The 23,555-nt window shown below is 59.8% G+C and carries 15 protein-coding genes and 1 pseudogene; 13 read left to right on the forward strand and 3 right to left on the reverse strand.

The window, feature by feature from the left end:
- The first annotated feature begins 8 nt into the window (after positions 1-8).
- The 9 genes and pseudogenes from dppD (at position 9) to CWM61_RS07370 (ending at position 13,948) form a co-directional block, all read left to right on the forward strand.
- Positions 9-992 carry a dipeptide ABC transporter ATP-binding protein gene (dppD, locus tag CWM61_RS07330; protein ID WP_061153010.1) on the forward strand — a complete coding sequence of 328 codons (984 nt, stop codon included), beginning with the start codon at positions 9-11 and terminating at the stop codon, positions 990-992.
- On the forward strand, positions 989-2,002 hold the full coding sequence (gene dppF / locus CWM61_RS07335) for a dipeptide ABC transporter ATP-binding subunit DppF (RefSeq protein ID WP_061153011.1): 1,014 nt from the start codon (positions 989-991) through the stop codon (positions 2,000-2,002). The genes dppD and dppF overlap by 4 nt, the downstream gene beginning before the upstream one ends.
- A 514-nt stretch (positions 2,003-2,516) precedes the next feature.
- Positions 2,517-3,053 (forward strand): cellulose biosynthesis protein BcsO, encoded by a 537-nt coding sequence (gene bcsO, locus CWM61_RS07340; RefSeq protein WP_100630997.1) that lies wholly within the window; start codon positions 2,517-2,519, stop codon positions 3,051-3,053.
- A 1-nt stretch (position 3,054) separates the two neighbouring features.
- Positions 3,055-3,847, forward strand: a pseudogene (locus CWM61_RS07345) (cellulose synthase operon protein YhjQ/BcsQ).
- Between the two features lie 19 nt (positions 3,848-3,866).
- The gene (bcsA, locus tag CWM61_RS07350) at positions 3,867-5,978 is read left to right on the forward strand and encodes a UDP-forming cellulose synthase catalytic subunit (protein ID WP_061153014.1); all 2,112 of its coding nucleotides are present in this window, start codon (positions 3,867-3,869) and stop codon (positions 5,976-5,978) included.
- Complete coding sequence (bcsB, locus tag CWM61_RS07355; protein ID WP_100630998.1) at positions 5,975-8,407, forward strand: cellulose biosynthesis cyclic di-GMP-binding regulatory protein BcsB; 2,433 nt, start codon at positions 5,975-5,977, stop codon at positions 8,405-8,407. Before bcsA (CWM61_RS07350) ends, bcsB (CWM61_RS07355) begins: the two co-directional genes overlap by 4 nt.
- Positions 8,407-12,459: a cellulose biosynthesis protein BcsC gene (locus tag CWM61_RS07360; protein ID WP_100630999.1), complete on the forward strand. Its 4,053-nt coding sequence runs from the start codon at positions 8,407-8,409 to the stop codon at positions 12,457-12,459. The genes bcsB (CWM61_RS07355) and CWM61_RS07360 overlap by 1 nt, the downstream gene beginning before the upstream one ends.
- Complete coding sequence (gene bcsD, locus CWM61_RS07365) at positions 12,459-12,935, forward strand: cellulose biosynthesis protein BcsD (RefSeq protein WP_100631000.1); 477 nt, start codon at positions 12,459-12,461, stop codon at positions 12,933-12,935. Before CWM61_RS07360 ends, bcsD begins: the two co-directional genes overlap by 1 nt.
- 11 nt (positions 12,936-12,946) lie before the next feature.
- Positions 12,947-13,948: a glycosyl hydrolase family 8 gene (locus CWM61_RS07370; RefSeq protein ID WP_100631001.1), complete on the forward strand. Its 1,002-nt coding sequence runs from the start codon at positions 12,947-12,949 to the stop codon at positions 13,946-13,948.
- Between the two features lie 106 nt (positions 13,949-14,054).
- Here the strand turns inward: CWM61_RS07370 and bcsG are convergent, their stop codons facing one another.
- The 3 genes from bcsG to bcsE are packed head-to-tail and all read right to left on the reverse strand — an operon-like array spanning position 14,055 to position 17,481.
- A complete protein-coding gene (gene bcsG, locus CWM61_RS07375) occupies positions 14,055-15,734 on the reverse strand; it encodes a cellulose biosynthesis protein BcsG (RefSeq protein ID WP_074386996.1) in 1,680 nt (559 codons plus the stop codon).
- On the reverse strand, positions 15,731-15,928 hold the full coding sequence (gene bcsF, locus CWM61_RS07380; protein ID WP_004204976.1) for a cellulose biosynthesis protein BcsF: 198 nt from the start codon (positions 15,926-15,928) through the stop codon (positions 15,731-15,733). Before bcsF ends, bcsG begins: the two co-directional genes overlap by 4 nt.
- Complete coding sequence (gene bcsE / locus CWM61_RS07385; RefSeq protein WP_100631002.1) at positions 15,928-17,481, reverse strand: cellulose biosynthesis protein BcsE; 1,554 nt, start codon at positions 17,479-17,481, stop codon at positions 15,928-15,930. Before bcsE ends, bcsF begins: the two co-directional genes overlap by 1 nt.
- 168 nt (positions 17,482-17,649) lie before the next feature.
- Between bcsE and bcsR the strand changes: the two genes are divergently transcribed.
- From bcsR to bcsB (CWM61_RS07405), 4 genes are read left to right on the forward strand one after another with little or no spacing between them, the layout of a single operon-like run.
- Positions 17,650-17,838: a cellulose biosynthesis protein BcsR gene (bcsR, locus tag CWM61_RS07390; RefSeq protein ID WP_002921513.1), complete on the forward strand. Its 189-nt coding sequence runs from the start codon at positions 17,650-17,652 to the stop codon at positions 17,836-17,838.
- Positions 17,839-17,849: 11 nt separating this feature from the next.
- The gene (gene bcsQ / locus CWM61_RS07395) at positions 17,850-18,581 is read left to right on the forward strand and encodes a cellulose biosynthesis protein BcsQ (protein WP_100631003.1); all 732 of its coding nucleotides are present in this window, start codon (positions 17,850-17,852) and stop codon (positions 18,579-18,581) included.
- Complete coding sequence (bcsA, locus tag CWM61_RS07400) at positions 18,578-21,196, forward strand: UDP-forming cellulose synthase catalytic subunit (protein ID WP_043874980.1); 2,619 nt, start codon at positions 18,578-18,580, stop codon at positions 21,194-21,196. The genes bcsQ and bcsA (CWM61_RS07400) overlap by 4 nt, the downstream gene beginning before the upstream one ends.
- 10 nt (positions 21,197-21,206) lie before the next feature.
- The gene (gene bcsB / locus CWM61_RS07405) at positions 21,207-23,552 is read left to right on the forward strand and encodes a cellulose biosynthesis cyclic di-GMP-binding regulatory protein BcsB (protein ID WP_100631048.1); all 2,346 of its coding nucleotides are present in this window, start codon (positions 21,207-21,209) and stop codon (positions 23,550-23,552) included.
- Positions 23,553-23,555 lie beyond the last annotated feature (3 nt).

The following is a 23,555-nucleotide window of genomic DNA, read 5'->3' on the forward strand; positions in this document are numbered from 1 at the left end:
GGTTCGAGATGGCGTTATTGAATGTAGATAAATTATCGGTGCATTTCGGCGATGAGAACGCGCCGTTCCGCGCCGTAGACCGCATCAGCTATAGCGTGAAGCAGGGTGAAGTGGTTGGCATCGTCGGTGAATCCGGCTCCGGTAAATCCGTCAGCTCGCTGGCGATTATGGGTCTGATTGACTATCCCGGCCGGGTGATGGCGGACAAACTGGAGTTCAACGGCCGCGACCTGCAGCGCATCTCTGAAAAAGAGCGGCGTCAGCTGGTGGGGGCGGAAGTGGCGATGATCTTCCAGGATCCGATGACCAGCCTCAATCCGTGCTATACCGTCGGCTACCAGATTATGGAAGCGATCAAAGTTCATCAGGGCGGCAATAAGCAAACACGCCGCCAGCGGGCCATCGACCTGCTGAACCTGGTGGGCATTCCCGATCCGGCGTCGCGGCTCGACGTTTACCCGCACCAGCTTTCCGGCGGGATGAGTCAGCGCGTGATGATCGCGATGGCGATTGCCTGTCGGCCAAAACTGCTGATTGCCGATGAACCCACCACTGCGCTGGATGTGACCATTCAGGCGCAGATCATCGAGTTGCTGCTGGAGTTGCAGCAGCAGGAAAATATGGCGCTGGTGCTGATCACCCACGACCTGGCGCTGGTGGCCGAGGCGGCGCATAAAATTATCGTCATGTATGCGGGTCAGGTGGTAGAGACCGGTGACGCGAAAGATATCTTCCGCGCGCCGCGCCATCCGTACACCCAGGCGCTGCTGCGCGCGCTGCCGGAGTTCGCTCAGGATAAGGCGCGTCTGGCGTCGCTGCCGGGCGTGGTGCCGGGGAAATATGACCGTCCTGTCGGCTGCCTGCTGAACCCACGCTGCCCCTATGCCACGGATAAATGCCGTAGCGAAGAGCCCGTACTGGCGGATCTCAATGGCGGCCGTCAGTCTAAATGCCACTACCCACTCGATGATGCCGGGAGGCCTGGATTATGAGTACGCAAAAGGCCACCACGCAACAACCGCTGTTGCAGGCCATTGATCTGAAAAAACACTATCCGGTGAAGAAGGGGATATTCGCCCCGGAACGGTTGGTGAAAGCGCTGGACGGCGTCTCCTTTACCCTTGAACGCGGTAAAACGCTGGCGGTGGTGGGGGAGTCGGGCTGTGGTAAATCGACGCTGGGCCGTCTGCTGACAATGATTGAGGTCCCGACCGGCGGTGAGCTGTACTATCAGGGTCAGGATCTGCTTAAGCACGACCCGCAGGCGCAGAAGCTGCGGCGGCAGAAAATCCAGATTGTGTTCCAGAACCCGTACGGTTCGCTGAACCCGCGTAAAAAAGTGGGGCAGATTCTGGAAGAGCCGCTGCTGATTAACAGCAGCCTGAGTAAAGATCAGCGCCGTGAAAAAGCGCTGGCGATGATGGCGAAGGTCGGTCTGAAAACCGAACATTACGATCGCTACCCGCATATGTTTTCCGGCGGTCAGCGCCAGCGTATCGCCATTGCCCGCGGGCTGATGCTGGATCCGGACGTGGTGATTGCCGATGAGCCGGTTTCCGCGCTGGACGTTTCGGTACGTGCCCAGGTGCTGAACCTGATGATGGATCTGCAGCAGGATTTAGGGCTGTCCTACGTGTTTATCTCCCACGACCTGTCAGTCGTCGAGCATATCGCTGATGAAGTGATGGTGATGTATCTCGGCCGCTGCGTGGAGAAGGGCACCAAAGACCAGATCTTCAACAATCCGCGCCATCCGTATACCCAGGCGCTGTTGTCGGCGACCCCGCGTCTGAACCCGGACGACCGTCGCGAGCGGATCAAGCTGACCGGCGAACTGCCGAGCCCGCTGAACCCGCCGCCGGGTTGCGCCTTTAACGCACGCTGCCGTCGACGCTTTGGTCCCTGCACCCAGCTTCAGCCGCAGCTTAAGGATTACGGTGGCCAACTGGTGGCCTGCTTTGCTGTCGATCAGGATGAGAATCCGCAAAAACCCCACGCCTGATAGCGCGCTCCCGGTCCCCGGACCGGGAGTTTCTCTTCTGCCTGAGAGGAAACCTGGCAACACCGTTCATTGTTGCAATTTCTGCCATACTCTCGGAGCATTCTTCGTAGATTATCCGAAAAAATAAGCCTTTCAGTCCATTTTTATAGAATTAAAGAGAAATTAAAATGGTTCAGGTTTATTATTTCATTTATCCAATGCCATGATTTTTTCATGGTTTAATATATTTATATGAAAACGGCCGGGAAGCGCGGTGGTACGCGGAGGTTAAGGATGAGCGCATACCTAAAAAATGGGGCTATCATTCTGAAAGGGAAGTGTTAGTGTAGTGATACTTCTGCCGTGGAATCACACCGAAAATCAAATTCTAAACTATTATATCCCTGTCAATCGTGTTGTATTGGTACGACTAAGCTGGCATTTATCTGCCATACAAGAAACGTCACGATGTTTTCTAATACCAAGAAAATAACAACAAACTTAATATGAAATTTTTAAAATCATGAGGTTATCAATGAACCATTATGATGATCTGCAGCGCTTTCAAGAAAAAACGCGGACCCAAAACCTCAAATTTCAGGATCTTTCTTCGCAAGCCGCCACGCGGGAACACGGCGACTGGGCGATCCTCAATCAGCTGAATCCCGACGCCGGGAAATCTTCTACTCTGGCGCTGGGAGGGTCGGTCTCCGCGCCGCTGCCGCAGCCCGTGCCCGCGGATCTCTTCCAGCGTGTCGACCCCGTGGTCGCGGCGCCAGCCTCACCTCCGGTTGCGCCAGTCCCCCCAGTTATTGCCCCGATCCCATTGCCGGTCGCAGAACCTGCAATGCCGGAACCTGTCGCTCCGGCGCCAACAATGACGACTGCGCCATTGGCCGCGGCGCCGGTACCTGAGCCGGTGGTGACCTCGCCGCCGAGAATGGCCCCGCGGCCTGCGCCGGGCGCCGACAACTATGCCCACCTGTTCGCGGCAAAAACCGCAGAGCCGGTGGCGAAAAATAAAGACCAGCCTTTGAAATCTCTTCTGGAAAGGATCGCAACATGCCGTTGATTTGCGTCTGTTCACCGAAAGGTGGCGTGGGGAAAACGACCCTTGCGGCCAATTTAGCTTATTCGCTGGCGCGAACGGGCAGCAAAGTCCTGGCGCTGGATTTTGACGTCCAGAATGCCCTCCGTTTGCATTTTGGCGTGCCGCTGAGCGATGAGCGGGGCTACGTGGCGAAAGCGCTGGAACTGCATGACTGGAGCCAGTGCGTGCTGAGCGCCGGCAGCAATATTTTCGTCCTGCCTTACGGCGAAGTGAGCGAAGCGCAGCGTCAGGCGTTTGATGAGCAACTGACCCACAATGACCATTTTCTCCAGCGCGGTCTGTCGGCGCTGCTCAACTATCCCGGGCTTATCACCATCGCCGATATGCCGCCGGGGCCTTCACCGGCGCTGAAGGCGTTGACGGGGCTGGCGGACCTGCATCTGATTCCACTGCTGGCAGATACCGCCTCGATGTCGACCCTGGCGCACGTGGAAAAACAGCGCCTGACCGGCGCGGCGCTGAATCATAAGCACGGGCACTATTTCGTCATTAACCAAAGCGATAGCCGTCGCCAGGTCAGCCGGGACGTCACCAGCCTGATGGAAGAGAAACTGGGCGAGCGACTGCTTGGGGTGATCCATCGTGATGAAAGCGTGGTGGAGGCCAATGCCTCGCAGAAGTCGGTCCTTGACTTTAACGCCTCCTCCGCAGCGGCCTTTGATATTGAAATTATTGCTAAAAAAATATCTTCGCTGTTGGGTATCCATATTGGCGATGGCACGGTGCACAGCCAGCCACGCATGTCAGGGCTTTAACTTATTGCAGGGCTGCTGAATGAAAAAATCTCTTTTTTGGTTGCTGGCGCTGGTGCTGTCTCCCGTTGCCGTGCTGGTGGTGATCACGCCGATGGACAGCCAAAAGCAGTATATTTTTGGTCTGCTAAGTATCGGTATTCTCTTTCTGATGGGCTTCAGTAAGCGCCGCAGCATATCGGTCATTATGGTCGTCACATCGCTGCTGATGTCCACGCGTTACATGTATTTTCGTCTCACGCAGACCCTGCACTTCAACTCGTCCATTGAAACCATTCTTGGAATGGGACTCTTTCTGGCGGAAGTCTATATCTGGGTGATGCTGTTACTTAACTATCTGCAGACGGTCTGGCCGCTGAAGCGCGGCATTGTTCCGCTGCCGGATGATATGAGTAAGTGGCCGACGGTCGATATCTATATTCCGAGCTATAACGAACCGCTGGAGGTGGTGCGCGATACCGTGCTGGCGGCACAATGCATTGATTATCCAAAAGATAAAATGAAGATTTATCTTCTGGATGACGGCAAACGCAGTGAGTTTGCCGTGTTCGCCGCCGACGTCGGCGTGGGCTATATCACCCGTAACGACAACAAGCACGCCAAAGCGGGGAACCTTAACCATGCGCTGACCCTGACCCACGGGGAGCTTATTTGCGTTTTCGACTGCGACCACGTCGCCACGCGCGTCTTCCTGCAGGCCACCGTCGGCGGCTTCCTGAAAGATCCGATGCTGGCTCTGGTGCAGACGCCGCACTACTTCTATTCCCCGGACCCGTTTGAACGTAACCTCTCCGTCGGGCGTAACATCCCGAACGAAGGGATGTTGTTCTATGGCCCGATTCAGCAGGGGAACGACAACTGGAACGCCACCTTTTTCTGCGGCTCCTGCGCAGTGATCCGCCGCGAGGCGCTGGCGCAGATTGGCGGTTTCGCCGTCGAAACGGTGACCGAAGATGCCCATACGGCGCTGAAGTTCCAGCGGCTGGGATGGAAATCGGCCTTTCTCGATATTCCGCTGGCGGCTGGTCTCGCCACTGAACGCCTGGTGGTGCACGTTATCCAGCGTACCCGCTGGGCACGCGGGATGACGCAGATCTTTCGCCTCGATAACCCGCTGTTTGGCCGCGGCCTGACCTTACAGCAGCGCTTCTGCTACCTCAGCGCCATGCTCTATTACCAGTTCGCGCTCCCGAGGGTGGTGTTTGTCACCGCCCCGCTGGCTTATCTGCTGTTTAACCTCAATATTATTTACTCTTCAGCGAGCCTGATTGTCTCCTATGCCCTGCCGCATCTGTTCCTCGCCATTTACGTCGGTTCGCGAATGAATGGCCGCTATCGCTACAGCTTCTGGGGGGAGATTTACGATATTGTGCTGGCCTTCCACCTGGTGCTGCCGACCCTGGTGACGATGATTTTCCCCAAACGCGGCAAATTCAACGTTACCGATAAGGGCGGGCTGCTTGACGTCGGTTACTTCGATTTCACCGTGGTGCGCCCGCATCTGGTGGTGGCCTGCCTGCTGGCCCTGGGGGTGGTCGTCGGTATCGTCCGGGCGATAGGCCATGACTACTTTGGCTCGGATCCCAACGTTATCGCCCTGAACGTCGGGTGGGGGATCTACAGCCTGATCTTCCTGCTGGCGGCTATCGCCGTGGCGCGCGAGACGCGGCAGGTGCGAAAAACGATTCGTATCGATGTCGATATTCCGGTGGTGATCCATTACGCCAGCGGTATCGTTTCCCGCAGCCATACCGCGGACCTGTCGATGGGTGGCTGCCGCGTGGCCGCGCCGGATATGCGTCATCTGGAGGATGACATCGAAGAGATTGAACTGATCCTGCAGTCCGGGGCTATCTCCATCCCGGCTCAGCTGGTCACCTCAGACGAGCGCTTCCTGCGCCTCAAGTTTGATGAAGATATTCCTCTCTCGCGCCGCCGTGAACTGGTGCGTGTGGTGCTGGCCCGCGCGGATGCCTGGATTAATCCGCCGCGTCCGCAGGATAACCCGTTCCGCTCCTTCTTCACCATTTTGCGCTGCGTGTTCGAACTGTTCTGGCTGACGTGGAAAACCCGTCGTAGCCAGCGCAACCGGACGCCAGTGGCGAAAACGGCGCAGGAGGATGGGACGTTATGAAGCGATTAACGACGCTGGCGCTGCTGGCAGGGATGTTCTCTGCGCCAGCGCTGCACAGTGAAGAGCCGGTTGCCGGCGCTTCAGCCCCGCTGAGTTTTCCGCAGCTCAACGGCGCGGCGGACAATGAGCCGGGTGACGAACCTCCGGCGGCCTCTCCGGAAGAGGGGACTCCCCCGGCAGCGCCCGCCACCGCAGGCGATGCGACGGTGACGGCCCCTGCGCCAGAGATGCCCGCAGTAACCCCGCCGGTGAGTGAGGTGGCTACGCCCGATGTCATCCCGGTTGCCCCGGTCTGGGGAGGCGATCTGAATCTGGCGCAAATGGGGATGCCGGATGGCATTATCCTCAGCGGCGGCCAGCGGCAAGGGGGCGTTAGCTTTACGCTGCCTTCCGACCAGGTGGTGATCCATTCCCAGCTCAGCCTTGCCGTCCGCGTATCGCCGGAAATGGCGAGCCGCAACGCCACCCTGCAACTGATGCTCAACGGTCAGCCCCTCGGCACCCTGCCGCTGGGTGCCGATGGCGAGGATGTCTCCCATTACCAGCTGGATATTCCGCCCGCGCTGATGGTCTCCAGCAATAACCTGAGCGTGAAGATCAACGATGGCGATACCCTGCAGTGCCAGCGTGACATTCATGATTCGTCGCGGGTGACGGTGCTGCCCACGTCGCATTTCAGTTGGGAAAGCCAGCAACTGAACATCAGCGACGACCTGAGCCACTTCCCGCGTCCCTTCTTTGACAGCATGCAGATGACGCCGGCGGACATCGCGGTCGCCTATGGGGCGAAGCCGTCGGCTGACGTCTTCAGCGCCGCGGCGCTGGTCTCTTCATGGCTGGGTATCCAGGCGGACTATCGCGGCATCGCCTTCAGCGCCCTGCGCGATCGCCTGCCGGAACGCCATGGTATTGTGATTGGCCATCCGGGCGAGCAGGTGGGCGGCATGACGCTGCCGGAAACCGATAAACCGCTGCTACGCATCATCGCCAACCCCGCCAATCCGGCCTATAAGCTACTGTTGATTGTCGGCAAAAACGATACCGCGCTGCGCATGGCCGCCTGGCGGTTGACCCGCGGCAACTTTGCCCCGCAAACCGCGACGCAGGATGTCGAACCGCAGACCATCCCGGTTGGTAAAGCGTACGATGCGCCGCGCTGGATCCCCACCGATCGTCCGGTCAAGCTCAGCGAACTGCTGCGTAAGGATCAAAGCCCGACCGTCAGCGGCGTCTGGCATGAGCCTTTACGTATCGCCTTTCGCGCCGCGCCCGACCTCTATCTCTGGGATGGCGAGACGATCCCGCTGCAGGTTGGCTACCGCTTCCCGTCGGAAAGCTGGATTAATGAGGACAAGTCCCTGCTGAGCGTCACGCTCAACGGCACCTTCCTCAATAACCTGGCGATGAACAAGCAGGGACCACTGGAGAAAGTCTGGCGCCACCTCGGGGGCGATGCGCGCCAGGAGCGCTTTACCATCCCGCTGGCACCTTACCTGATCTACGGTGATAACCAGCTGTCGATGTACTTCAATGTGGTGCCGAAAGATGATGTTCCGTGCTCGGTGCTGCTGAATAACAATATCAAGAGCCGCATCACTGACGACTCCTGGATTGATTTGAGCAAAACGCGACACTTCTCGCTGCTGCCAAACCTCTCCTATTTCGTTGGCGCCTCATTCCCCTTCTCGCGGCTGGCGGACTATTCACAAACGACGCTCATGCTGCCGGCAGACCCGTCTGAGACCCAGGTGGCCACCCTGCTGAATCTGGCGGCGCGCTCCGGAAATGCGACCGGCACCGCGCTGGCGAATAACCGCGTCGTGCTCGGGATGCCGACCGGCGGCGCGGATCTGCAGTCGCTGCGCGAACGTGATGTGCTGGCGGTCACCGCTCTCGATCAGCAGGCCTTTAACCAGAGCCTGCTGGCTGATTCACCCTATCGTCCGGTGGATAACACGCTGAGCGTCCGCGAGCCTGACCTGTGGCAAAAAGTTCAACGTCGGCTGACCGGCGACTGGACCTCGGCCAGCCTCGATGCCGATCGCTACTTCTCATCCAGCAGCGCCTGGCGCGGGTTCATCAGCTATCGTTCGCCGTGGAACGCGACTCGCCTGGTGGTGGTGGCGATGGCCAGCAATGATGACCAGCTGGCGCGACTGAAGACCGATCTGGACTCGCCGCGCATCAACGCCGGGATCCGTGGCGATACCGCGGTGATCACCAGCGATAACGGGGTGCGCAGCTTCCAGGTCAGCACGCCGTTCCCCAGCGGTCAGATGCCGTGGTACATGATGGCCGTCTGGTATGCCAGCCAGCACTCTGGTTTCCTGGCCCTGCTGGGGCTGATTGCCACCTCGATAATGGGACTGGCGCTGACCGCGATGTTTAAACGTCACGCCCGTAAGCGTCTGGGTTCGGGGGATAACTAATGAAAAGAAAGATAACAATAACGATGAAAACCTCCCGCCGGCTTACGACGTTCTGCCTCACCGGCGCCTTAGCGCTTGGCGCTTCTGGCGGCGTGCTGGCGGCAGGTAACGACGCGGCGCTGCAGGCGCTGTTCGCCCAGGCCAACTACTGGCATGAGAAATCGCATGACGAACTGGCGATGGAGTCGCTGCAGAAGGTGCTTTCGGTCGATGCCAATAACACCCAGGCGCTGTATCTGATGGCGCTCTGGTCGCAGCAGGGTGGCGATATGCAGGCGGCGGCGCAGTGGCGCGCCCGGCTGGCGAAAGCGGCGCCGGACAGCCCTGGGCTGCAGGATTTAGACAACGCTAAAAAGATGTCGCAGGTGCCGCAGGGGCAGCTCAGCCTGGCCCGCCAGCAGGCGCGCGGCGGCAATATTCCCGGGGCGCTGGCGACCTGGCGCAGCATGTTTAATGGCAATACGCCGCCTGCCGGGCTGTCGGCGGAATATTACCTGACCATGGCCAGCGACAAATCGCTCTATCCACAGGCTATCAGTGAACTGCGCCAGTATGTGGCCCAGCATCCGCAGGAGAACGCCCCGCGGGTGGCGCTGGGGAAAGCCTTAACCTGGCGGGAAGAGACCCGCCGGGAAGGGATCGCCCTGCTGGAGCCGATGGCCAGCGGCAACAAAGAGGCGGACAGCGGCTTGCGTCAGGCGCTGCTCTGGCTGGGCCCGCAGGCCGGCGATGAACAGTATTACGACACCTGGATGCAGCGGCATCCGCAGGATAGCGAAGTCCAGAATTACTTTCGCGAACGGCGCAGCGGTCAGGCGCGTGGCCAGGGCTACGCCAATCTGAACAGCGGCAATACCGCCGCCGCGAAGCAGCAATTTGAAGAGGTGCTGCAGACCAACCCGCAGGATGCCGATGCGCTGGCGGGCATGGGCTATATCGCGCAACGCAGCGGTGACTACCAGGCCGCGTCGCAGTATCTGAGCCGGGCGGCAGATCTCGGTGGCGACGCCTCGGCGACTCGTCGCCAGCAGGCGGCCGATGCGCTGTTCTACGGCCAGCTGGCGCAAGCTCAACAGGCCTATAAGCAGGGCAATATTAGCCAGGCGCTGGCGCTCTCCGCGCCGCTGGCGCAGCAGAGCGGGGCGCGGGGCGCCTCGGCGAAGCTGTTCCGTGCCGATGTGCTACGGCATAACAAAGATTTACCCCAGGCGGAGCAAACGCTGCGCTCGCTGTTAAGCGACGATCCGCAGAACGCGGCGGCGCGGGAAAACCTCTATTACGTGCTGCGCGAGCAGAATAAATCCGCCGAGGCGCAGGCGATGCTGCAGACGCTCCCGCAGAGCCTGCAGCAAAAACTGCAGCCGCGGGTGGTGGCCGGTATGCCGGGCGATGCCGTGCGCCGTCAGGCCCAGGCGCAGGTCAGCAGCGGTAACCCAGGCGGCGCGATTGCCACTCTGCGCGAAGGCGTCGCCCGCTATCCGGACGATCCCTGGCTGCGCCTTGATCTGGCCCGGCTGTTGCAAAAATCGGGTAACGGCAGTGAGGCCTCTTCGCTGATGTCGGCGGCCTATCGCCCCGGCGCCAGCAACAATGCGCTGTATGCCGCCGCCCTGTTTGCCAGCGAAAACGGTGCCTGGCAGCAGGCGCAGACGCTGCTGGCGCGCATCCCCGGCGGCAGCCAGACCAGCGACATGCGCGATTTACGCCAGCGGGTGAACTACAACCTGCAGCTGGTGACCGCCGAAAACTACCTGGCGCAGGGCAACAGCACCGCCGCCAGCAATACCTTGCGGGCGATGGCCTCCACGCCGCCGAAAGCCCCGGCGGACGCCGGCAAGCTGGCGCGGCTACTGGCCGAGAGCGGCGACCTGACCACCGCGGTCTCGCTGGTGCGCAACAATATCAGCAGCGGCGTGTCCGGCAACGCCGGTGATTACGCCGATCAGATTGCGGTGCTGAACCAGGCCGGACTGACCGGCGAGGCGCAGAACCTGCTCAGCAATCCGCAGTTGCAGGCCAGCAGTACGCCGACGCAGCTGGCGAGTATTCGCAATGGCTATGTGATTAACGAAGCCGATCGCCTGCGTGAGCAGGGTAACTACGCCGCGGCGTATGACAAGCTGATCCGCGCCATGCAGAGCGATCCGCAGAATACCGATCTGATGTTCGCGATGGCGCGGTTGTACCAGAGCGGCAAAATGAACAAAGAGGCCGGGGTGGTCTATGACTACCTGATGACGCGCGATACGCCGAACCAGGATGCGCGCGCCGGGGCCATTGATGTGGCGCTGTCGGCGGGGAACAACGATCGCGCCGAGCAGCTGGCCGGTGGCTTACGTCAGGATAACTCCCCGGACCGCCTGCTGCTGCTGGCGAGAGTCGCAGAGGCGCAGGGCCATCATCAGCAGGCGATGACCTACCTGCGTAGCGCCCGCGGCAAACTGCTGGGTATGCAAAGCACCAACAGCAGCGAAACGCCAACCGTCGGCGGGGTGCTGGCGGCAGACAACCCCTTTATCGGCGTGTCGCAAACGTCGGCGCCGACGCGGACCGCTTCCACCTACGGGCAGTATATGCCGTGGCAGGTCGCCCAGTCGGCCGCCGCACCCGGTTCTTCGCTGCCGGGCATCCAGCGGCCCGATCTGCCGGTCGATACCGCCGAGACGCGCATGCTGCGCCAGGTGGACACCATGATGGAGTCGCTGCAGGAGAAAACCGGCAGCTGGCTGCAGGGCGGAATGGACGTGCGTGGACGCGACGGCGAATCGGGGACCAGCAAGCTGACGGAGATCCGGACGCCGCTGACCTGGTCCTCTTCGCCGTTTGGCGATTCGCGCTTTGACTTTACCGTCACTCCGGTGTCGTTGAACGCCGGGACCGCCAGCGGCGACGCCTGGCGTCGCTACGGCGCCAACCCGCTGGCTAACGCGGTCTCCAATATGGTGAGTACCGCCACCAGCGAGCAGGCGGCGATCGCCTCGATGACCGAGGCGGAGCGGACGGCCTATTTTGCCAGCAATCCGGGGGCCGAGGCGTTAAGCGGCCTGGGCACCCTGAATGCGGCAGATTTCAATCCGACCACCAGCAGCGGGATGGAAAACCTGGCGAAGCTCGGGAGCTATGATTCGGGACAGGTCGCCAGCTATCTGGCCTCTTCCAGCCTTAAGCCGAACGTTGACCAGACCAGCGGCTCAACCGATTCGCAGAAGGCCAACGGCGTCGAGCTGGCGCTGGCGTTAAGCGGTGACGATTATCGCGTCGATATTGGCAGCACGCCGCTGGGCCAGGATCTCAATACCGTTGTCGGTGGGGTGAAATGGTCGCCTAAGCTGAGCAACTACCTGTCGCTGATCCTGACCGGCGAACGCCGCTCACTGACCGACAGCCTGCTTTCTTACGTTGGTCTGAAAGACGCCTATTCCGGTAAAACCTGGGGGCAGGTGACGAAAAATGGCGGCACCCTGCAGCTGAGCTATGACGACGGCGACGCGGGCTTCTATGTCGGCGGCGGCGGTTACAGCTACCTGGGGCAGAACGTCGCCAGCAACACCAGCATTAACGCCAATGCCGGGGTCTATCTGCGGCCCTATCATGACGAATACCGCCAGTTGCAGACCGGGTTGAGCATGAGCTATATGGATTATTCCAAGAACCTCAGCTACTTCACCTATGGCCAGGGGGGCTACTTTAGCCCGCAAAACTATGTCAGCGTGTCGCTGCCGGTCAGTCTGACGGAGAAATATGATAACTGGACCATGAAGCTTGGCGGCTCGGTGGGCTACCAGTCTTACAGTCAGGATAAGAGCGCCTATTTCCCGACCAATTCGGAGTGGCAGCAGACCCTGGAGACGGCGGTGAGCAATGGGTTTGCCAAGGAAGCCTACTATTCCGCGACCTCGAAGAGCGGCATCGGCTATACCCTGCGCGCCGGGGCGGACTACAAGGTTAACAAACAGATGACGCTGGGGGGCCAGATTGGCTATGACACCTTCGGGGATTATAACGAAAGCACCGCCGGGCTCTATATCCGCTATATGTTGGGAGATCATTGATGATGACGGAGAACAATAACCCGGTAGTCACGACCTGGTTCCAGCAGCAGCAGACGCCTGCCGGATGGTTCGATCTGTTGGTGATTATGGTCGAAGGTATGTTAAATAATGCCGGCGAGCTGGAAAGCCAGCCCTTCCTGCGTCAGATGGGCGCCTCGCTGGCGGAGATCCATCCGCTGCCGGCGTCGGAGACGGTGGGGGAGCTGGAGGCGAATATCAACCGGCTGCTGACCCATTTCCACTGGGGCGTGGTGACGATTGATGTCGGTGAGGATGGCCTGCGCCTGCGCCATCAGGCGTTGCCGGTCAGCCGGGACGACGCGGGACGCGTGCGCTGGTGCAACGCGTTCTGTGCCATACTCGAGGGGTTATATTCTCGCTGGCTGCAGAGTCAGGGAGGCAGCGCTCACGTCGTTTTACAACGCGAGCGGGTGTTCTCCGTCTCTGACGTTCAGTTTCTTTACTACCATCCATAATGAGTGAATTTATGCCCCTGCGTGCTTTAGTGGCGGTGATAGTGACAACGGCAGTGATGCTGGTGCCCCGGGCGTGGGCGGATACGGCCTGGGAGCGCTATAAGGCCCGTTTTATGATGCCGGACGGCCGTATCATTGATACCGCCAATGGCAATGTGTCGCATACGGAAGGTCAGGGTTTTGCCATGCTCCTGGCGGTGGCGAATAACGATCGCCCGGCGTTCGACAAGCTGTGGCAGTGGACGGACAGTACCCTGCGCGATAAGTCTAACGGGCTGTTTTACTGGCGCTATAACCCGGTGGCGCCGGACCCTATCGCCGATAAAAACAACGCCACCGATGGCGATACCCTGATCGCTTGGGCGCTGTTGCGTGCGCAAAAGCAGTGGCAGGACAAGCGCTACGCGACGGCCTCGGACGCCATCACCGCCTCATTGCTGAAGTATACGGTGGTGACCTTCGCCGGTCGCCAGGTGATGCTCCCGGGCGTGAAAGGGTTCAATCTCAACGACCATCTGAACCTTAATCCCTCCTATTTCATCTTCCCGGCCTGGCGCGCCTTCGCGGAGCGGACGCATCTGACCGCCTGGCGGACATTGCAGACCGACGGGCAGGCGCTGCTGGGGCAGATGGGCTGGGGGAAATCACACCTGCCCAGCGACTGGGTGGCGCTGCGGGCGGATGGCAAGATGCTGCCAGCCAAAGAGTGGCCGCCGCGGATGAGTTTCGATGCGATTCGTATCCCGCTGTATCTCTCATGGGCCGATCCGCAAAGCGCTTTGCTCGCGCCGTGGAAGGCCTGGATGCAGAGTTACCCGCGTCTGCAAACCCCGGCGTGGATCAACGTCAGCACCAACGAGGTGGCCCCCTGGTATATGGCTGGTGGCCTGCTGGCGGTGCGCGATCTGACGCTGGGTGAACCGCAGGAGGCGCCGCAGATTGACGACAAGGATGATTATTACTCTGCCAGCCTCAAGCTGTTGGTCTGGCTGGCGAAACAGGATCAGCGTTAGAGACGGTGATTGATTTGTCGCCTTCCCCGCCCGTAGGCATGCGGGTGGGAAAGGGATAATGAGAACGTCTGACGATGTAAGGCCGCCAACATGGCGGCCTTTTCACTTATTGTGGATAAGGCACCCAGCTACCGCCATTCAGCTGGACATAAGGCTTGCCCTGATACTGGATGACGATGGCGTTGGCGTTTTCGGACACCGCCGCGCTCTGCGGCAGGTTCGCGACATACTGTTGCCAGTTGACGCTGTCCTCGCTGAACATTTTGCCGTCGAGGGCGCGCACCACCAGCTCCGACACCGCCAGATAGCTGCTGGGCTGATCGATGATAATCGGCGCCCCTTCATGCGGCGCCTTCATACCGAAGAATTTCACCGCCGTCGGGACGTTCGTGATCGACGGGCTCGGGATATCCCGCAGGCCAGAGACCTGCATCTTATCGCCCTTCAGCGCGCCACCGTGTTCCGGTACCACCACCACCATCACTTTCCGCCCCGATTTCTCAAGCTCGGTGAAGAAGTTATCCAGGTCATCAAACAGCTTTTGCGCCCGCACTTTGTAGTCTGCGGTTTTGCTTTGCCCCGGGAAGTGGTTGCCGTCATGCAGCGGCAGGGTGTTATAGAAGGTGGCGCTCCGCGGATTGCCGCTGGCCTCTTCGGTCTTCAGCCAGCGGTTGAGGACCGCGAGATCCTCATACACCGGCGAGCCGTCAAACGCCTGCAGGCTGACCGGCAATCCGGTCTGGTCCATCAGGGGGCTCTGCATGCCGCCCAGCGAACGCAGCTCTTTCAGGAAGTCGCCGAACAGACCGTTATGGCCGAGCATCAGCTGCTGGTTAAAGCCGAGTTTCGCCAGATTTTCAAACAGGTAGCAATCGGCGCCGGACGGCTGATACAGGTTGGTATGCGACAACTGGCCGCAGCTGGCGCGCAGCAGGCGCACCGCCGCCGGGCCGCTGTAGGAGGTCGCGGAGTTAAAGTTCTTGAAGACAATATCGAAATGCTTCCACAGCGGATGATCCATCAGCCCGGCGGCTTCAATATCCGACCAGGAGAGCGAGCAGATATTGATCACCAGCAGGTCAAACGGCTGCGCATCCGCCGGCAGCTGGTCCGGGAACGGCGTCTTGCGCTTCTGCTCGGCGGCATAGAAACCGTTCAGCCAGTTGGTGAGATTGGCCGATGTCGGCGGCTCAGTCTGCGGCGGAATATCGCTGCTGGCGGGGCTGGTCGCGGCGCCAGCGGCGGCGTTGGCCCCGGTATTGGCCGGCGCGGTCGTGGCGGCGGCCGTGGTCGGCTGACCGGCGGGCCACAGGGTAAAGGCCGGCAGCAGCGGGCTGACCGCCAGCCAGACGATGATCGCGGAGACAAACACAGTGACGCGCAGCCACTGGCTGATAAATAGCCACAGCACCAGTAAAACAAAGAAGGCGCCGACCATGCTCCAGTTGATAAAGCGGACGATCAGATCCCAGACATAGCTGGCGCTGAAGCCGGCGATTTGCGAGCCCTGACTAAAAAGCGTCTCCGGACCGGGCAGCCAGGTATCGTGCCAGAATAGCGCGAAGCCGAGCGGAATAGCGATCCAGTGGCGGATACGGTGCAGTTTTTCGCGCGGGATCGGCACCAGCAGAAAGGCGAGAAACACCAGATTCAACATCGGGTGGAAATTGAGATACCCGGCCCACAGCAGGGCAAACTTGACCAGAAAGTAGAAGTTCCAGCCGCCAAGTCCGCGCCAGTACTGCCAGAGCGGAAGCGGTGTCGCGGTCGGTTTAGTATTTGTCATTTGTTCGCTTTGCCTTGCTTAACCGTTGTTCCCCGGCGTAATACGCCCGCCGGTTTCACGTAACGGGGTTTAAAGAACATCAATCTTAACGTCGTGCGAATACGGCGCTGGTAGTGGCGCGTCAGGTAGCCCAGCGGAAAAAACAGCAGGGCGCAGAGCACCACCAATTGCAGAATATCGGCGATAGACATCATCAGGCTTGTTCCTCACGGGTGGTTAACCGGTGTGGTTCGGGGTAGCGTCGCCAGTGGCGTCCATCGTGGGTGGCGTTGATGGTTTCGTTTTTATCTATCGACAAGGGCAGCGGCGTGTTCCAGTGCGCGGGCTCGACGCCGCGCATGATCACGATTTCCGAGAGGATCTGCTTGTCTTCAAACCACACCATGCGGTTAGAAAAAATATCGCCGGTCGGCAGCGGGAAAATGTGGTTTAGCGCGGTATCGAGGTCATTGATCCGGCAAAACGACAAAAACAGCACCAGCCGGTTATTGCCGATAGTCATGATATCGCCCATCCGGTTGGGTTTGCATAACGTCAGCGCCTGCTCAACGCGCAGTCCCGGCGCCGGGCGCAGGGCCACCATCACGCCTTTGCTGTCGGCGGGCAGCAGGGTATTGGCCATCACGTTCTGTACCGCTTCGCAGAAGGCATCCCACTTCTGGTAGCCGCGCAGCTTTAACGGCTGGCTCCAGGTCAACAGCGTGGCGAAATCCTCTGGAATATGGCGGGAGAATTTTTGGTTCTGCACGCTTTCGATCAGCGTCAGGCAGCGGGAGAGCGACGCGCTGCTGGGGATCACCAGACTGGCGCCGCTGCTGAGCAGCAGGCGTTCATCGGTCGCGCGCAGGCTGGGCGTTTGTTCACGGACAATCATTTTCAGCGCCGTACCGCGCTGACGACGCAGGGTATGAATATAGCGTCCCAGCTGTTCAATTTGCGTATTCTGGGTAATGGAAAAGAGTAACGTGGCCGCTTGTGCGGTGCGCCCGGCGTTGAAGACGTCGTCGTTAGTATCAAACAGTCTCCAGTATTCCGACAGCGGCGGGGCGCCTTCCAGCACGCGCATATTGCTGAGGATCACCTTCTCATCGCTACGTGGCTGAACGCTGGTTTCAGCCTCCTGCGCCAGCCGCCAGCCGGCATCATCGCGTTGCACCATCAGTTGCTGCTGGGCGCTGATGCCTTTCTCGCTTCCCCACCAGGCAATATCAAAGAGATGTCGGTCACCCTGGTAACGAATACTTGCCAGGCCGGAAAGGGAACGGTACTCGCGTAATAATGGGGTGAGCTGCCGATCGATATCCTGGGCGGAATTGATCGCTAAGAAAGCGCAATGGTGATATTGCGCCCAGCGGCTGGTCTTTTCCACCCAGGCGCATAGCTTATCCTTATTTATATTTTGCCAGGTATTTTCAGCGCATAGCAGAATAAACAAGTAATTGCCAGGTTCGAGGGAGCAGACTAAATCACGATGTATTTCTTCAAGTGCTTCCGGACGATTCGGCAGGGTGAACAGCGCGATATTATCCGGGCCACCTTCATTATCTAATGAAATGATATTATTAGGTTTGTTTCCCATTACCAGCGCGGCGATCTTGCTGTTTTTCGCCTGCGCGGCCAGCGTCTGATTAAACAGACTGACGGCATCGGCATAACGGTCAACATTGAGCCACCATACCCCACCGACCGGCATATGGCACACTTCATCCCATAATGATGAAATACCCAAAGTAAATACACTATCCACGGCATCCCTCGTGCGCCCTGATTGACACTGGATAAGTTTACTAGCGAAACCGGCAGAGTAAACCTAACATTGAAATTAAAGGTCATCAGTTTTAGCATGTACACCTGCTTTTAAGGATGCGCTGTATTCGTCCTCTGGTTTAATAATAAATTTCGAACGGACAGAGATATGCCAGCAAAAGATCCTGCAGTACCCACGGACGCCACGCTGGGGTACACCTTTCAAAATGATTTTCTGGCGCTAAGCCGGGCATTTTCCCTGCCGGATATTGATTATCATGATATTTCCCGGCGCGAGCAGCTGAATGCGGCGCTGAAGCGCTGGCCGCTACTGGCAGAGTTTGCAGAGAAAAAATAAGGAAGCCGGAGATGGCTATTCTGGGATTACAGGGCGTGCGCGGGGGGACTGGCGTCACGTCCATTACGGCTGCACTCGCCTGGGCGCTGCAATTGCTCGGTGAAACGGTGCTGGCGATCGACGCCAGCCCGGATAATATGCTGCGCTTTTTTTTCAATACCGACGTCCATCATCAGGACGGCTGGGCGCGGGCGCTGCTCGACGGTCGGGACTGGCGCGACGCAGGACTGCGCTATACGCAACATATCGATCTGCTGCCGTTTGGCCAGCTCAGCGCCGGCGAAAGAGAAAATGCTGACCAGCTGCAGCCCGCGCTGGGGGTGATGGCGGAGGCTGTGCAGCAGCTGCAGAGCCAGTACTGCTGGCTACTGCTGGATCTGCCGAGCGGCTATTCGCCGTTGACCCGCGAGCTGCTGACGCTGTGCGATCGCACGCTGGTGGTGGTCCATCCCGACGCCAATAGCCATATCCGTCTACACCAGCAGCCCCTTCCGGCCAACAGCGACATTCTGATTAACGACCTGCGGGTCGGCAGCCAGCTGCAGGAAGATCTCTATCAGCTGTGGCTGGAGAGCCAGCCGCGCATCCTGCCGGTGACGATTCACCGCGACGAGGCGATGGCTGAGTGCCTGGCGGCGAAACAACCTCTCGGCGAGTATCGCCAGGACTCTCTGGCGGCGGAAGAGGTGCTGACCCTGGCGAACTGGTGCCTGATCCACTATACCGGCGGGAGGGCGGGATGATCCGCCTTAGCACGCTGCTGCTGGCTCCGCCGGTAGGGGAACGGCTGCGCGCGCGCTATGATGACTATCGGCAGCACGGGGCCTCCTGGCTCTCGGCGTCGCTTGGCTGTCTGTGGGCGTCGCTGGTCTGGGCGCTGATGCCGCTGGAGACTCCGCGCTGGCAGGCGATTCTGGCCCGCCATGAAACCTATTTTCCCCATATTAATCCGCATCGCCCGCGTCCGCTGGACCCGCTGCGCTATCTTTTGCAATCCCTGTGGCTGCTGGCGACGCGCGTGCCGGAGCCGGAAAAAAAGGTCAACTGGCGCTCGCTGGCGGCTCTGGAAGGGGTGCATGGTCGCTATACGCAATGGCTGGAGAAACTGCCTGAACAGGTGAACGCCCGCACCGGCCATCTGGATAAACAGAAAGAGCTGGCGCACCTTAATCCGAAGCTGCGCCGGGCGATCCTTGGGGGGGTGACCTTCTGCTCGCTGGTGCTGGCGCTAATGTGTATTACGCAGCCCTTTAACCCGTTGTCGCAGTTTATCTTCCTGATGCTGCTGTGGGGCGTGGCGCTGCTGGTGCGCCGCATCCCGGGGCGTTTCTCGGCGCTAATGCTTATCGTGCTGTCGCTGACGGTGTCGTGCCGCTATATCTGGTGGCGCTATACCTCGACGCTGAACTGGAACGACCCGGTAAGCCTGGTGTGCGGGATCATTCTGCTGTTCGCAGAGACCTACGCCTGGGTGGTGCTGGTGCTGGGCTACTTCCAGGTGGTCTGGCCGCTGAACCGCCAGCCGGTGCCGCTACCGGAGGACATGGATCTGTGGCCAACTGTGGACATCTTCGTCCCTACCTACAACGAAGATCTCAACGTGGTGAAAAACACCATTTACGCCTCACAGGGCATCGACTGGCCGAAGGATAAGCTGAACATCTGGATCCTCGACGATGGCGGACGGGAAGCGTTTCGCCAGTTTGCCAAAGATGTCGGGGTGCACTATATCGCCCGTACCAGCCACGAGCACGCCAAGGCCGGTAACATCAACAATGCGCTGAAATACGCTAAAGGGGAGTTCGTCTCGATCTTTGACTGCGACCATGTGCCGACGCGCTCGTTTCTGCAGATGACCATGGGCTGGTTCCTGAAAGAGAAAGAGCTGGCGATGATGCAGACCCCGCACCACTTCTTCTCGCCCGATCCCTTTGAGCGCAACCTTGGCCGCTTTCGCAAAACGCCGAACGAAGGGACGCTGTTCTACGGCCTGGTGCAGGACGGGAACGACATGTGGGACGCCACCTTCTTCTGCGGCTCCTGCGCCGTTATCCGTCGCGGCCCGCTGGATGAGATTGGCGGGATAGCCGTCGAAACGGTAACCGAAGATGCTCATACCTCCCTGCGACTGCACCGGCGGGGACACACCTCAGCCTATATGCGGATCCCGCAGGCGGCGGGGCTGGCGACGGAGAGTTTATCCGCGCATATCGGCCAGCGCATCCGCTGGGCGCGCGGGATGGTGCAGATTTTCCGTCTCGATAACCCGCTGTTTGGCAAAGGCCTGAAGCTGGCGCAGCGCGTCTGCTACGCCAACGCCATGCTCCACTTCCTCTCCGGTATTCCGCGCCTCATCTTCCTCACGGCGCCGCTGGCCTTTTTGCTGCTCCATGCCTATATCATTTATGCGCCTGCGCTGATGATCGCGCTGTTCGTGCTGCCGCACATGATCCACGCCAGCCTGACCAACTCGAAGATTCAGGGCAAATACCGCCATTCGTTCTGGAGTGAAATCTACGAGACGGTGCTGGCCTGGTATATCGCGCCGCCCACCTTTGTGGCGCTGATTAACCCGCATAAAGGTAAGTTCAACGTCACCGCGAAGGGCGGGCTGGTGGAAGAAGAGTATGTCGACTGGGTGATCTCCCGGCCCTATATCTACCTTGTACTGCTCAATCTGGTCGGCGTCGCGGTGGGGATCTGGCGATTTATGTATGGCCCGGAAAACGAAATTCTCACCGTCTGGGTGAGTATTGTCTGGGTGTTCTACAACCTGATTATTCTTGGCGGCGCGGTGGCGGTCTCGGTCGAAAGCAAGCAGGTTCGCCGTTCGCATCGTGTCGAAATGAGCATGCCGGCGGCGATTGCCCGCGAAGATGGCCATCTGTTCTCCTGCACGGTTCACGACTATTCCGACGGCGGGCTGGGGATCAAAATTCACGGCGACGCGCAGGTGCTGGAAGGCCAGAACGCCCGGCTGTTGCTCAAACGAGGACAGCAGGAATATGCCTTCCCGGTAAGGGTCGCGCGGGTCAACGGCAGCGAGGTGGGGCTCCAGCTACTGCCGTTGACCAACCAACAGCATATCGATTTTGTGCAGTGTACGTTTGCCCGCGCTGATACGTGGGCGCTTTGGCAGGATAGCTTCCCGGAAGACAAGCCGATGGAAAGCCTGCTGGATATCCTCAAGCTGGGCTTCCGTGGCTATCGTCACCTGGCGGAGTTTTCGCCGCCGTCGGTGAAGGTGGTTTTCCGCGCGCTCACTTCGCTGGTGGCCTGGATAGTGTCGTTTGTACCCCGACGCCCTGAACGCGCCGCGCCGACGCTCTCCGCAGACCCGGCAATGGCTCAACAATGATGATAATGCGATGAAAAGAAAACTTTCCTGGATGTGTGCAGTAGCGGTGGGCATGTGCAGCTGGTATCCGCTGGCCTCTTATGCGGCGCCGGCCGTCGTGGCGAACGCCGCCCCTGGCGTTCAGCCGCAGGTAGCGACCCCGGGCGCGCCGATCGTGGTGGGCGAGCCAACGGCGGCCCTTGCCGAACCGACCGCCCCGGCGGCGGTGGCCGAGAACGTCCCGCAGCGGGAGGTGAAGCTGACTTTTGCCACCATCGCGCCGCCGCCCGGCAGCATCGTGCTGCGCGGCTCACGGCCTGACGCGTCGGTCGAATTCGGCATGCGCAGCGATGAGCTGGTCGCCAACGCGCTGCTCAATCTGGAATACACCCCATCGCCCTCGCTGCTGCCCGTGCAGTCGCAGCTGAAAGTCTATCTCAACGATGAGCTGATGGGCGTCCTGCCCGTGACCAAAGAGCAGCTGGGGAAAAAGATCCGCGCGCAGTTGCCGATTGACCCGCTGTACATCACCGACTTCAACCGCGTACGGCTGGAGTTTGTCGGCCACTACCGCGACGTCTGTGAAAACCCGGCCAGCAGCACGCTGTGGCTGGACGTTGGGCGCGAAAGCTATCTGGATCTCACCTATCAGTCGCTGAAGGTGCGTAACGATCTGTCGCACTTCCCGGTGCCGTTCTACGATCCGCGCGATAACCGCCCGCTGACGCTACCGATGATTTTCCCGGGCTCGCCAGCGGTGGCCCAGCAGCAGGCGGCGGCGATTGTCGCCTCCTGGTTCGGCAGCAAGGCCGGCTGGCGCGGCCAGCAGTTCCCGGTCTATTTCAACGAACTGCCGGATCGTAACGCCATCGTCTTCGCCACCAACGACAAGCGCCCAGACTTCCTGCGCGATCATCCGCCGGTCAAGGCGCCGACCATCGAAATGATCGACAACCCGAACGATCCTTACGTCAAGCTGCTGGTAATTTTCGGCCGCGATGATAACGACCTGCTGCTGGCGGCGAAGGGGATTGCCCAGGGCAATATTTTATTCCGCGGCAGCAGCGTCACCGTGGACGGCATCAAAACCCTGCAGCCGCGTCAGCCTTACGACGCGCCGAACTGGGTGCGCACCGACCGCTCGGTCACCTTTGCTGAGCTGAAAACCTATGAGCAACAGCTGCAGTCCAGCGGTCTGGTGCCGGATGCCATCACCGTGGCGCTTAACCTGCCGCCGGATCTCTATCTGCTGCGGGCCAACGGCATCGATATGGATCTGAAATATCGCTACACCATGCCGCCGGTGAAGGACAGCTCGCGGATGGATATCAGCCTCAACGACCAGTTCCTGCAGTCATTCAGCCTGAACAGTGCTCAGGACGTGAATAAACTGATCCTGCGTCTGCCGGTGCTGCAGGGGCTGCTGGACGGCAAATCAGAGGTCACCATCCCCGCGCTGCGTCTCGGGGCGGTCAACCAGCTGCGCTTTGACTTCCAGTACATGAACCCGATGCCGGGCGGCTCCATCGACAACTGTATTACCTTCCAGCCGGTGCAGAATCATGTGGTGATCGGTGACGATTCGACCATCGACTTCTCAAAGTATTATCACTTTATCGCCCTGCCGGACCTGCGCGTCTTCGCCAACGCGGGCTTCCCATATAGCCGTATGGCGGATCTCGCCGACACGCTGGTGGTGGTGCCGAAGGCGCCGACCCAGGGTCAGGTGGCGACGCTGCTGCAGGCGCTGGGCGGCATCGGTTCGCAGACCGGTCTGGCGGCGATTAATCTGCAGATGACCGACGATGGCACCCAGATCAAGGATAAAGACGCGGATCTGCTGCTGATCGGCGCGATCCCGTCGGCCCTCAAGGACGACACCAAAATCAACCTGTTGGTCGAGGCGACCAAAAGCTGGGTGAAAATGCCGATGCGCCACTATGACCTGGCGAGCATTTATCCCGACGATGAGGCCCGCACGCCCAACACGCGTACCGACATTACCTCCACCGGACCGATGGCGGCGGTGATTGGCTTCCAGTCGCCGTATAACGATCAGCGCAGCGTGGTGGCCCTGCTGGCCGACAGCCCCCGCGGTAATGAACTGCTGACCAACGCCCTCAACGACAGCGGTAAGCGGGCAGCAATGTTTGGGTCGGTGGCAGTGATCCGTGAGTCCGGCGTCAACAGCCTGCGAGTGGGCGACGTTTACTATGTCGGCCATCTGCCCTGGTTCGAGCGTATCTGGTTCGCGCTCTCTAACCACCCGATCCTGCTGGCGATCTTCGCCGCCATCAGTATCGTGCTGCTGGCGTGGGTGCTGTGGCGCATGCTGCGTATCATCAGCCGCCGCCGTCTTAGCCTGGATGATGAATAAATC

The sequence above is a fragment of the Klebsiella sp. K-Nf6 genome (assembly GCF_002806655.1).
Taxonomy (GTDB): domain Bacteria; phylum Pseudomonadota; class Gammaproteobacteria; order Enterobacterales; family Enterobacteriaceae; genus Klebsiella; species Klebsiella variicola.